This is a genomic window from Arthrobacter sp. sptzw32 (assembly GCF_059089735.1).
Window position 1 is genome coordinate 416,757 of the sequence record NZ_JBNHEZ010000003.1, and the last position, 12,860, is coordinate 429,616.

Below are 12,860 nucleotides of genomic sequence, written 5' to 3' on the forward strand. Positions count from 1 at the left end.
GTCCCTCGTATCCACCTGAGGCAATCCGCTAAGTGTCCTTGAGAAGTCAGCCAACTGATTCCGCCGCCATAGATTCGGCTTGTGCAAGGACTAACTGTGTCGCTCGTTCTTCCTGGTCCGGTGGGTAACCATGGCGCAAGAGCAACCGCTTGATAGTCGATCGCAGCTTCGCACGAATCTGCTCTTTCACAGCCCAGTCAGTCTTGGCATCCCGATGCACAATTTCAACTAGGTCGTGAGCGATCTTCTTGAGTGTGTCGTCACCGATTTCTAGCAGAGCACTGCGATTCGTACGGATAGCGTCATAGAAGGCAACCTCGTCCTCGTTCAAGCCGAGCTTCGTCCCGCGATCAGCTTCCTGCTTGAGTTTGTTAGCCAGCTCAACAAGTTCTGCCACAACCTGAGCCGCATCGAGGGTCCGATTTTGGTACCGGATCACTGACTCAGCAAGCATTTCGGAAAAGTATTTGCCGGCAACGATGTTACGTTGGCCAACCCGCCTAATCTCCTCATTCAAAAGCCGGCGGAGCATTTCCAGTTGAAGATTCGGACGGGATGACTTATGAAAGCTTTCGGTGAAACTGTCGTCGATCATGGAGAGGTCAGGTTTCGCAATCCCGATTTCCGAGTAAATATCGATGACGCCCGTCCCAGACATCGCCTCCGAAACAATTTGACGGATGGCAGTGTCAAGTTCGGCGCTCCCACCGCGCTCCGCATCTGGACCTTCGATTTTGGCGATCTGCCCGCGCACCGCCTCGAAGAAGGCCACGTCGTCGCGAATGCTAAGCGCCTCGTCGGAGGGCACGCACATGGTAAAGAAGCGCGTGAGACGGGAGGCCTGACTAAGAAAGCGATGCTTGGGGCACGGTGTATCTTTTGTGCACACTCCACCCGTACCAGGGTGTGATTCGAGTAGGTGTTCAACGGTTGCCGTTAGTGCGTTCAGGAACGAACGAGGTCCCCCTGCGGTCAGCTGAGCGCGCCAGTCGAATGTGTGCAAGATAGAAGTGACCACTTCATGCGCCTCGAACATGCCCGGGATCGCATGCACGTGCAAGTCCTGACCAAGGTCCTGGTTCTCGCGGTCGCGCGACGTGTAATCCGCCAGCGCAGACTTCAGATCGTCAGCTATTCCGAGATAGTCGACAACCAGACCCGAGGGCTTGTCCTTATAGGTGCGGTTCACACGGGCGATGGCTTGCATCAAGTTTGCGCCGCGCATGGGCCTATCAACATACATGGTGTGCATCGACGGCGAATCAAACCCAGTCAGCCACATATCACGCACAATTACAAGTTCGAGTTCATCGGCCGGATTTTTGGCCCTAGCTTTTAGCGTTCGGAGGGCCTCCTTAGTGCGGATGTGCTTCTGCAGGAGTTCGTCGTCGGCCGCCGATCCGGTGATAATGACCTTGATCTTTCCCGACGCATCGTCATCGCTAACCCAGCCGGGCCGGAGGCGAGCGATTTCCTCGTACAAAGCGGCTGCGATTCGGCGCGACATCGTTACGATTATCGCCTTGCCCACAAGAGATTCACTGCGGGCATCCCAATGCTGCAAAATATCAGCGGCGAGCTCACGGATTCGATTCTCCGAACCGACGATCGCCTCAACCCTCGCCCAACGCGACTTTAGTTTCTCTTGAGCGTATTCCTCGGTACTGGACGTCGCCAAGGCGAATGCGTCATCGAGTTCACCAAGTGCGTCTCGAGGCAATTCCACCTTGGCTAATCTTGGTTCGTAGAACACCTTGACCGTGGCACCGTCGGTTACGGCCTGGGTGAGATCATACACATCAATGTAGTCACCGAAGACCTGCTTCGTTGATCGGTCCGCGGACTCAATAGGCGTACCTGTGAAGCCGATGTATGTCGCATTCGGGAGTCCGTCGCGGAGATGCCTAGCGAATCCGTCGACAAAGTCATAGTTGGACCGGTGGGCTTCGTCTACCATAACCACTACGTTGACTCGATCTGACAGCAGTGGGAACGAGAGACCGGCAGCCTTGTCCTCCGGCGATAACCCAAACTTTTGGATTGTAGTGAACACAATGCCACCCGAAGCACGTTTGCTTAGGAGCGCCTGGAGCTCCACCCGGCTGGTCGCCTGTACAGGAATTTCTGGAAGCGGCGCACCCGGCCGCGATGCAGCGAATGTGTCATCAAAGAGCTGATCGTCTAGATCATTACGGTCCGTTAGGACCACAATGGTGGGGTTATCCATATTGGGATGACGCATAACTTTGCCGGCATACCACGCCATTTCCAGGCTTTTCCCCGAGCCCTGAGTATGCCAAACCACACCCGCACGACCGTCGCCCTCAACCGCCTCGATGGTAGATGACACAGCCTCGTTCACGGCCCAAAACTGGTGATACTTCGCCACTTTTTTTACCAGTGAACCGGCCTCACCGGCATACACGACAAAGTTGCGAACAAGGTCGAGGAGTCGTCCTGGGTTAAGCATCCCGCGGACAAGTATTTCGATCTGAGGACTCGTCCCGGGCGCCACGGGCGCACCAAGGATGGTCTTCCAGGGCGCGTAGTGTTCCCAGGGTGCTGCGAACGTGCCAGCCCTCGCTTCAGTTCCATCGCTGATTACAGTGACCTGGTTCCACGTGAAAAGGTCGGGAAGTTGCGCTACGTAGGTACGGATCTGGTTAAAAGCCCCCCGGACTGTCGCGTTCTCTTCCCCCGGCCGCTTTAGCTCCAAGACAACGAGCGGTAATCCGTTGACAAAGAGCACAATATCTGGCCGCCTGTCGGTCGTTCCCCGGACCGTCATTTGGTTAACGGCAAGGAGGTCGTTTGCAAGTGGATTCTCCCAATCCACAAGCTTCGCCCGGACCGTGCGAAGTGCCCCCGACGCCTCACGGTACTCGGCGGAGACCCCTTGTGTCAGCAGCTGATAAGCACGCCAGTTCTCAGCCATCACTAGCTGTGACTCGGGACGCAGAACTGTCTTGACGACCTCCTCAACGACATCCGCCGGCAGATCAGGGTTCAAACGGATGATTGCCGCTCTCAGCCGTCCGTGCAGAACGACGTCACGCTGGTCACTACGTTCAGCCCCCGCATGTCCAGGCGCAATGTACGGCCCGAACGCGGTCGCCCACCCCTCTTCCTCGAGGAACTGCAGAACGAGCTCCTCGAGCTCAGCTTCTTTCAAGAACGCGCTCACGCCGTTCCTTCCAAGTCACCAACGCGGACTTTGCCCGACAGAAGATTAGGGATGAGGTCGTCCCGAGTTCGACGCAGTTCGCGGATGTTAGCGCGCGATGACGCCGCTTCCCGAACCAGTCTTCGCACTGCAGAGCGTTCTGCATCGGGCAGTTGGAGAACATTAGGGACACTCAGTGTAAGTAGCACCGACTTTTCCACCCGCTGGTGGCTGCCGGTCGTTCCTGTGACGTGCGACGTCATCTGATCGCAAAAGGCGGGACCCGACGAAACGGCGTAGATTTCCTCAACCGTGGCCTGGCCTGCGGTGATCGGGACGAACTCAGTCGACGCCAAACTCTGCCTGCCCGGAGCCGGATAGACCATCCAGACTCGCGGAATGTGAGGATTCAAGCGGGACACGAGAACAGCTGGTTCTCCCAAGTAGTTCTTCGCACTCTTGATAATGGATCCATCAGTCTGTTCGGGCAGCTGGTCCAAATCAAAGGCCGGCAATGAATATAGCTCGACCTCTCCCATTGGTTTGATCTGGGGAGACCTTGACCACGTGGCGAGATCCGATAATTGCACCATGGTGGGCGCGGTAGTCACGAGTGCCCGAGCAACTTCGTCACACTCCCAGCTGACACGACGGTTGAGCTCAATTAGATCATCCAGGGCACTCAGCACGCCGGCTATACGCCGCTGCTCGGCGGTTTCGGGACGTTTTACAGGGATTCGGGATAGGAAGTTCCTATTGAGCGAAGGTTGCGCACTACCTGAGTTAAATGATGAAAAATCGATTGAATGCAGCAGCCAATAAACCCACTTTGGATCATTTCCCTTGAAATCTCTGACGTAGAGAGCCGTGTTGAGGGGCCAATAGTCGGAATCTGTATACGCGGCGGTTCCTATTGATGCCCCGCTTCGTCCGATTGTCACACCGGGCCCACTGGCTTTGGCGGTGTCATGCCAGCCAGTAATCCCGAAGGAGCCCAGAATTGGTACACTCCCGGGCCGTCGCTGCCCGGAAGGGAGATCATGGCCTCGTTGCAAGGTCATGACTTCGGAGAGCCGGGTCTCCGACCATTGGCTACTCGTTTTCATTACTGGACAGACTTTCTAGTGCAGTTAGCACTCGGTTTTGCATGGCAGAGCGTTCAATAAAGCTTGTCCGCAGGTTGCGAGTCAAGCGTGAAATCTTGACGTCACTTGGTTCACTGTCGTCCTCGACTGCTCCAGCACCGACGTAACGGCCTGGGGTCAGGACGTACCCTCGTTCGGCAATTTGCTCCAGTGTTACGCTCGCGCAAAAACCAGGGACATCTGCGTATTCACCACCTTCACCACGCCATTTATGGAAAGTATCCGTAATAAGCTCTATGTCCGACTCAGTCAATTCTTTGTTAGTCCGAGATACCATGGCGCCGAGTTGGCGACCGTCGATAAAAAGCACCTCGCCCCTGCGGCTGCGCTGACTGCGGTGCGATACCACGGAGCGACCAGTCTTGTCTTTTGTCAGGAACCAGAGACACACAGGGATCTGGGTAGTGAAAAATAGCTGCCCGGGCATCGCGACTATGCACTCAACGAGGTCTTTGTCGACGAGAGCTTTGCGAATCTCACCTTCGCCGCCACTCTGCGACGAAAGTGAGCCGTTGGCGAGAACCGTTGCCATTGTGCCAGTTGGCTTGAGGTGGTGCAGCATGTGCTGGATCCAGGCAAAATTCGCGTTGTTTATAGGCGGGGTTCCGTATTGCCAGCGTAAATCGTCGCGGAGCGTCTCACCGCCCCAATTCTTAATATTGAACGGAGGATTCGCTATCACGAAGTCTGCACGCAGGTCAGGGTGAATATCGTTCACGAATGAGTCGCCCCATTGAGGGCCTAGGTTCGCATCAATACCACGCAGGGCCAGATTCATTTTCGCCAGCCGCCACGTGGTCGGATTTTGCTCCTGTCCAAACACGCTGATGTCGTTACGAACACCGCCGTGAGCTTTCACGAAGCGGTCGGCCTGCACAAACATGCCCCCAGATCCGCAGGCGGGATCGTAGACGCGGCCATTGAAGGGTTCGAGCATGTCGACCAAGAGCGTAACGACGCAGCGCGGAGTAAAAAACTCCCCACCGAGCTTCCCCTCGGCGCTTGCGAACTGACTTAGCATGTACTCGAACACTCGACCCAGGACGTCCAAGTCTTGGTGTTCTTCAGCGGCAAGGTCTTCATTCGAGAACGTGTCGATGAGCCCGCCCAAGGTGGCGGGGCTAAGCTCACGGCGGCCATAGTTCTTGGGAAGCACGCCCTTGAGCGTCGGGTTTTCCTTTTCAATAGCATCCATGGCTGCGTCGATACGAGGTCCAATGTCGGTCTGCTTCGCCGCAGTTCGTAAATCATCCCAACGGTGTCCCTCGGGGATCCAGAAGACTCCCTCCGCGGTGTATTCATCTCGATCCTCGAGGATAGATTGTTTGGCAGCGTCCGTCGGCATAAAGTAGTCCGATTCCTCGTCGTCGACAAGGCGTTCCAGGGAAGACCGTCGCTTCGTGAACACATCTGAGACGTATTTGAGGAATATAAGTCCGAGCACCACGTGTTTGTACTCTGCAGCATCCATGTTGGATCGCAGCTGATTGGCAGCATCCCAAAGGGACGCCTCCAGACTTGCTGCTGCGGACTTGTTAGACTTGCCAGCCATACTGTTCCTTTCAGAACCGGATTCCATGCCATCGCGGCCTGAACCAGACCGGTCTCTACTGTCTCGGGGCAGTGAGCTGAGCGCTTTCGCAATAGGCCTTCAACGGGCGAAAATTTCATCGCTAATACGCTCTGCAGGCAGGCCAGATCACTCAAACCCTTGGAGTGTATCAACTCGTTTGTATACATGGCACAAGCATGGATGTGTGTGCAACATGGCTAGGACGTCAATTTTTCCACTCGAATGATCTCCGCGGTCTTTCACTACTTCGAAGCGGTGGTGCATCTGCTTTTGGGTCACCTGGCGCGACACAGCTCTTGCGAGACGGTCACTCAAGGAGGCTGCATGATGGACCTCATTGCGCCACCGCAGCCGCCGTCGCAAACACATCCGCCGGCATTGGCCGATTAAGCTTCCAAGTGATCGCAATCGGCTTCTCTCCAGAGTGCTGGACGTAATCGACCGGACCGAGGCAGGTGTACGGCTCTGTCAGGCCAGTCTCGTCATCGGCAGTGTCTCGGGTGAAGAGAAGGATATGAGATTCGTGTTTCAGCCGGTCCAGGTACCGCCGGCCAGTTGGGCTGGTAGATGAGGTCGCATTTTGAGATTCCCAGTGAAACAACTCGGGGCTGATGGCGTAGTCCTTGTACATCGTGGTTGCCGAGTGCTTCTTGTCATCTTTGTTGAGCGTCACAAAGAATGCGTCCGTGGAAGTTGCCGGGCACCACGCAACGCCCTCGCGGTGCTGGACGTTCTTGCCCTGCTCGAGGGAGCCGTACTGCAGCGCCGCCAGAACCTCTTCCCGCCGGTAGGTGGTATGCGACAGCAGCGGGATGTACTGCAGGCCTGCGCCAAGGCTCTTGGCTGAGTGTTTGGACGCCGCTACTCCCAGCTTCACGACCTGGCGTATCTCGCGGCACACAAACTGGTAGCCGCGCAGGTGGTCCAGGCCGTCGTCGTACGCTGTGAACCCTCCGCCGTCATCCCACAGCGTGTAAAAAAGCATTCGAGCGAAAGCCTGCCCACGCATGCCAAGCTCCGCGTAACGGGGTGCGTCAGGAGCGACCAGCATGGAATAAGCGGCAGCACGTTCCGGATCATCCACGTGAATCAGCGCAGCCATGCGGCCCAACAGCTTCTTTTCCTCTGCGTCCGACAGCTCGTCGATCTTCCCACGGAGGACGGTCTCCAGAGGTGACAACCCCTCGATCAGCCCTGCCTGCCGGAGGTAGCCGGTCCATGAGTCCCTGGTGGAGCGGTAGATCGTCTTCACGTCATTCCCCGACCGCTCCAGATAGGCCTCCAGCTCAGTCTCCGCGTACGAGGCGATGTCCCGGACCAGCTGTGCCCGGTTGAACCGCAGCTGTGCCTTGATGTTGTCCAGCACCGCCTTCTGCGCCACCCGGTCCAGCACGATCTGCGAGCCGGACGGCAGGTACGGGAACTCGTCCTCGACAGCCTTCTCCAGCTCCTTTCGGCCGTAGCCGGTCAGCGCCCGGTAGCGCAGATCAAAGCGGAACTCCCGGCGCTGCTGGCCGATAAAGTCCAGGACCGTCAGCACCGCTTTGCCCTCAGCACGCCGCAGCCCGCGTCCCAGCTGCTGGATGAAGACCGTGGCACTCTGCGTGGGCCGGAGCAGCAGGATGGTGTCCGCCTGCGGCAGGTCCAAGCCTTCGTTGAAGAGGTCGACGGCGAAGATGCAGTTGATCTCCCGCTGCCCCAGGCGCCTGAGGGCTTCCTCGCGGTCAGCATTGTCAGTGGTGCTGTCGACGGCGACGGAGGCAATACCGGCACGGTTGAACACCTCGGCCATGTAGCGGGCGTGCTGCACGGAGACGCAGAAGCCGATGGCCCGCATCTGGCCCGTGCTAGTGACCTTGTCCCTGAGCTCGCGGATCACCTTGGCGGCGCGGGCGTCGTTTCCTGTGTAGAGCGCGCTCAGCTGGTTAGTGTCGTAATTGCCGCGCTTCCATTCCAACTGGCTCAGGTCGACGTCGTCCGAGACGCCGAAGTAGTGGAACGGGACCAGCAGGTCAGCGTCCAGAGCGTCCCAGAGCCTAAGCTCACTGGCGGTCCGGCCATCGAAGAACTGCTTGGCGACGTCGACGCCGTCGCCCCGTTCCGGGGTCGCCGTGAGTCCGAGGAGCTGCTGCGGTTTCAGATGGTCCAGCAGGCGGCGGTACGTGGGCGCCATGGCATGGTGGAACTCATCGATGACAACGACGTCGAAGAAGCCCGGCTCCAGCTGCTCGATGCCGAGCGAGGAGAGCGACTGCACTGAGGCGAAGATACGCTTCCACTCTCGCGGCTTGTGGTCCCCCACGTAGAGCTCACCGAAGGCGCCGTCCTGCATGACATCACGGTAGGTGCGCATCGCCTGCTTGAGAATCTCCTGACGATGGGCGACGAAGAGTAGTTTGAGGTCGCGGCCGGCATCTTCGGACAGCCGTTTGTAGTCCAGGGCGGCGATGACAGTCTTGCCGGTCCCGGTGGCCGCGACCAGGAGGTTGTGATTGAAGCCCTTGAGCCGCTCGGCTTCCAGGTCCTCCAGCATCTCCTCCTGGTGAAGGAACGGCTGAACCTCAAGACCGGTAGTTGCGTCCGGCGCCGCTGTGCGGCGGCCGCCATTGCGTTCCAGTGCGGCATCCAGCTTTTCGCCGTCGCGCTCCGGGTCGTAGCTCTGGAAGGCCCGCTGCTCCCAATAGCTGTCGAAGGTGACCTCGAACTTTTGAAGGAGGGCGGGCGTTGCGACGGAACTGAGGCGGACGTTCCATTCAAGACCATCGAGGAGGGCAGCCTGACTGAGGTTGGAGCTACCAACGTATGCAGTGTCGAATCCGGTGTTGCGGCGGAACAGCCAGGCTTTGGCATGCAGCCGGGTTGCTTGGGTTTCGTAGTTGATCTTCACTTCGGCCCCGTACCGGGTGACCAACTCGTCGATGGCCCGCCGTTCCGTGGCACCCATGTAGGTGGTTGTGATGACTCGGAGTCTGGCACCGCGTTCTTTCAGCTGCTCGAGGGCCGGTTCGAGCAGACGAAGACCAGTCCAGCGGACGAAGGCGCAAAGCAGGTCGACGGTGTTGGCAGACTCGATCTCGGCCCGGAGTTCCGCGGCGAGATTCGGCTCGTCCTTGCTATTGGTCAGCAGTGCGGAGTCGCTCAGTTTAGTCGTGGGGCGGCGAAGTTGACGGCGCTTGAGAACGTCCACGCGGTGTAGTGACTGGAGCTCAGTGGGACCAGCAGTGATGCGGTCTGGCGCATTGAGTTCTGCAAGGAGGCGGTTCGCCAGTTCAACGCGATCCGCGGGTTTGGCCATGGCGAGGGCGTCGCGAACTGCATCGGCAACATGCCGAGAGAGGATCTCTGGTGTGTCTTCGTCGTCTATCTCGCTGAAGACTGACTGCAAATCCACTGCCTTGTTCAGGCGTGTGCTGAGTCGATCGGTGCTCAAAAGCTCGTACAAGCCCTCCGGTAGCTGCTGTGCTGCTACCTGCCCCCCACTGAGGTTAGTCATTGCGTCAGGCTATTGGATTCAAGGGGGTGATTCCCACCCCAACGCGCGTTGATTACCGAAAAGCAGACTTTCGTCATAGACGGACAAGCTAAAAGGCCTGCAATGGGGCCCAAATTGCGAGTTGTGTCAATATGCGAGGTAAACCAGCATTGCTATTCATGGTTAAGGCACGGCGCAAACACTTCTGAACTGACTGCATGGGCTGGTGACGCACATCAGCAGCTTCACCCGGTCTGCAAAGCTACCTCGCGGCTTTTTCATCCCCACTCCGGTTGGTGACTATAACCCTGACTGGGCCATAACGTTCCAAGAAGGCGTAGTGAGACACGTCTACTTGGTCGCGGAAACCAAGGGCTCATTGTCGTTTATGCAGCTTCGAAGGTGGAGGAAGCCAAGATTGAATGCGCCCTCAACTTCTTTGCCGATCTGAACCACGAGCACGATGAAACAGAGAACCATGATGTCATGACTGACTACAGTCACCTCCTACAGCCAGTCACCGGAGATGAGGCGAACCCTAGTATCGCTACCGCGTGAATTGTCGGAGGAGCGACGTCTACCTATCTGTTTGCAAAAGAGCATCTGATCCAAGGCGCCTCAGTGCCAGCGTAGTTAGTTGCTCTTCGGTCTAACGCTTCTTATTCTTCTTGGGCTTCAGGCGAACGGTGGAACGACGGGCCGAAGGCGGAACCGCCTTTGGCATACGTGCAGGAGCAACGAGTTTTGACTCTCTAAGACGCTGGTCCATGTAGTCGGACTGCACGTAGGGATCGTTGAGGTATCGCACGGAAACGATTTGGTATTTGGTGTCAAAGAGTAGTTCAAGGCTTCTATCAGCTTGGAGCTGGTACTTCTTGAGTGTCCCGTATGCCGCCAGACGTTCCACGTCTTGCTGCAACGGCCAGCGCTCCGGTTTAGAAGCCATGAACAGCACGGGGTGGCCCCAGGGCCCTGGGTAATTTTCTACGGAACTGTGAAATTCGCCGTCATCGCGTGTCGTGGTGACCAGCCTCTTTACTTGGTTTCCGATGCCCTGCTGGGCGACTCCCGAAAGGCCGGCTAGGTCGGCACCAAATCTGAGCCATCCCGGCTTGTGTTCTGCCTGCAGAAAGTCCAGAAGCCCGCTGACAAATTCCGAGTGTTTTCGAAGGGGCTTCTCAGCTGGAATGCCGGTTTGTCCGGTGGCGTAATACATCCATGCGTCGAGGGAATCGGTCAGAGTGCTGACCCTTGTGGGTACGTTGCTTTCTGCGAACCGTCGGCGGTCGGCGGCAGTGGGAGGGGACATCATCGGGTGCTGCTCGTGGATTTGGTCTGGGTCTGGCTCGATGTACATGTCGCCATTGATGTACCACATCACCAGGTCCAGTTCGTCGGCCGCCACGATAAGGCGGGAGCTGACAGGATCAGTCCGTCTCCTGAGATAGGTGAGAAAATCCGCCGGGTGGTGGAAAAGAAGCTTGATGACCTCAAGATCGTGGAGGGAAACCAGCCAGGGAATCGATGAGTCTGTAATGAAGCCGGCCCGAACAAGAGCATCGGTGGCGATGGCCAGTGGCCCCCAATCGTCCAGGCACACAACTACTGAGTGAATTTCCCGCACACCTGCGAGGTCAAGCCACTTCCCATTGGGTTGCCAGAGACCGCCGTTCTGCCGGATGAGTCCTTCGAGTCGGGATGCTTGTTCGGCTGCTTCGCCGATTGTTTTCCGGAGATCCGTTTCCACACGCCGAACATTTCCTGTCCGGGCCTTGTCTGTGATTGAACCTGCCTTTACTTCGACACAGACTGCAACGTCATCAATCACGAAGAGGGCGTCAGCCTCCGTGTCATGGGTATCAAGCTTAGGGTCCTCGGATTCTGGTGACAGGTCTGCCGAGCTGGCTTTATTGGGGGCGCGGTACTTCAAAGACGAGAACGTCGGCGAATCGACGCCCAAAAGGTTTGCAAGTGCAGAGGCAGCTGTGTCCTCTGCCCAGCCGTCACGGTGGCGCTTGTAACGCTCCCAGTCCTTGGCTGATTTCCCGGGCGCAGGCTTTAGGAGTGATTCCATCACTGGACGTACGTAATCGTGCGGGATCGGATCCCCAAAGAGCATGAAGGTATCTTCGTCCCGAATCATTCCCTTTCCGGCTAGAAGGTTTTCCCCATCGACGAATTTTGCGCAGGCGTCATATGCAGACGTGGATATCTCAGCGATGCTAAATGCATTCAAAATGCTACGGACCGCCACTTCGTTGACTCCGGACTCCGCCGAGATATCGGAGGGCGTGAACGTCAATCCCCTCCCTGGAGCCTGGCGCAGCGTGTGAGCGATTTGCCGTCCTTCCGCAGTCACAATTGGCGACTGGCGCTTGCCAGCAGCCCACTCCCGCGCAATCTGATCCATCCGTTCGATACGGGCTTCATGCACGTTGTTACGGAACCGCTGAATCCCATCCCACACCCTAAGGACGTCTTCGTGCATGTATCCGACCTTCTCCCGTACGATTTTTTCGAGGTGAGGGGCGCCGAAGATCGAACTCACTACGCTGCGCGACATGGAAAGGTAGTTTCGCCCGCGTACCGTGACTCCATGGCCCCGAAGTATGCCCGTTAGCTCTGCCGCCTTACCCAGATGAACATCCTCGGAAGAGGCGAAAGCCACCAACTGGGCAAGTTGAACAACCTGATATCCAGCTGCGTGGATCTTTTGGACTGACTCGTTAAATTGTCGAGGTGTCCTGAGTCCCTGGTCCGGCTGCTGTCGCCAGCCGGGGGCCTGCGCAAGGCCTACTAGCGCGACCACTTCGACTACGACCGGAAGATTAGTGTTTTCACTTTCCCTGTACGTGCCCAGATCCGAGGGCGAGGTGATTTGCCGTATCGCTTCCAGGACATCCCAGAAATCCAGTCCAGCGAGCTCGTGCGTAATCGCATCTACGCATGCGTGAATGATGCCGGGTACCTGCTGCCGTAATTCGTCCCAGGATTCTGCCGGTGAGAGACCAGCAGTTGCTTGTTCCACGTTCTGCATCAGTGCGTCCAGTGCCTCGTCGCCGTCCACGACCAGGCGACCTACCACGTCGCCGTTCCCACTTCGCAAAGGATTCTCCCCACGCTTGTTGCTTCACGCTTAGGAGCGGAAGCGCAACGGTGCCGTTCGGACGAATCCGTTAGGCGATGTACCGAAGGTCCACCTTCGGTCCTTGAAGGCTACAGCCAAGCCCCGGCATTGGTATTGCGCTTGATGCGCCCGTTTAGCCGCTGGACAAAATGATCGTCCCCGGCCTTATAAGGCGGGGAACTGCTTTCGTTCTTGGACAAACTAAAGCCAGGATGTCTGTGCAGCTTCTGAAGGGCTGTGCACAACTCACCAAGATCGAGTAGCGAAAGCGATCAAAGATTTTTCTTCGATGGTGGAAGCAACATGTTCTGCGAACCCGGTTCCTTTAAACGCGATCGGCATGGAGATCCTTCTTGCCGCGGCCACACCCAAGAGCGTTG

6 protein-coding genes are annotated in these 12,860 nt (G+C 57.4%); 1 reads left to right on the plus strand and 5 read right to left on the minus strand.

The annotated features are described in order from the left end of the window. Nucleotides 1-46: 46 nt before the first annotated feature. From AC5RVN_RS08475 to AC5RVN_RS08490, 4 genes are all read right to left on the minus strand, one after another. On the minus strand, nt 47-3,184 hold the full coding sequence (locus AC5RVN_RS08475; protein ID WP_494137626.1) for a type I restriction endonuclease subunit R: 3,138 nt from the start codon (nt 3,182-3,184) through the stop codon (nt 47-49). Beyond that, the gene (locus AC5RVN_RS08480; RefSeq protein ID WP_494137627.1) at nt 3,181-4,269 is read right to left on the minus strand and encodes a restriction endonuclease subunit S; all 1,089 of its coding nucleotides are present in this window, start codon (nt 4,267-4,269) and stop codon (nt 3,181-3,183) included. The genes AC5RVN_RS08475 and AC5RVN_RS08480 overlap by 4 nt, the downstream gene beginning before the upstream one ends. Next, on the minus strand, nt 4,256-5,860 hold the full coding sequence (locus tag AC5RVN_RS08485) for a class I SAM-dependent DNA methyltransferase (RefSeq protein ID WP_494137628.1): 1,605 nt from the start codon (nt 5,858-5,860) through the stop codon (nt 4,256-4,258). The genes AC5RVN_RS08480 and AC5RVN_RS08485 overlap by 14 nt, the downstream gene beginning before the upstream one ends. A gap of 355 nt (nt 5,861-6,215) precedes the next feature. Next, nucleotides 6,216-9,374, minus strand: coding sequence for a DEAD/DEAH box helicase (locus AC5RVN_RS08490; protein ID WP_494137629.1), 3,159 nt, complete (start codon nt 9,372-9,374; stop codon nt 6,216-6,218). Between the two features lie 205 nt (nt 9,375-9,579). Here AC5RVN_RS08490 and AC5RVN_RS08495 point away from each other — a divergent pair, with 205 nt between their 5' ends. Beyond that, nucleotides 9,580-9,804, plus strand: coding sequence for a restriction endonuclease (locus AC5RVN_RS08495; RefSeq protein ID WP_494137630.1), 225 nt, complete (start codon nt 9,580-9,582; stop codon nt 9,802-9,804). Nucleotides 9,805-10,002: 198 nt separating this feature from the next. Here AC5RVN_RS08495 and AC5RVN_RS08500 read toward each other — a convergent pair whose 3' ends face one another. Beyond that, nucleotides 10,003-12,420: a hypothetical protein gene (locus AC5RVN_RS08500; RefSeq protein ID WP_494137631.1), complete on the minus strand. Its 2,418-nt coding sequence runs from the start codon at nt 12,418-12,420 to the stop codon at nt 10,003-10,005. Between the last annotated feature and the right edge of the window lie 440 nt (nt 12,421-12,860).

Coding starts and splice junctions, on each gene's coding strand:
- AC5RVN_RS08480 (WP_494137627.1), bottom strand. CDS start 4,269: ATGAAAACGAGTAGCCAATGGTCGGAGACCCGGCTCTCCGAAGTCATG.
- AC5RVN_RS08485 (WP_494137628.1), bottom strand. CDS start 5,860: ATGGCTGGCAAGTCTAACAAGTCCGCAGCAGCAAGTCTGGAGGCGTCC.
- AC5RVN_RS08490 (WP_494137629.1), bottom strand. CDS start 9,374: ATGACTAACCTCAGTGGGGGGCAGGTAGCAGCACAGCAGCTACCGGAG.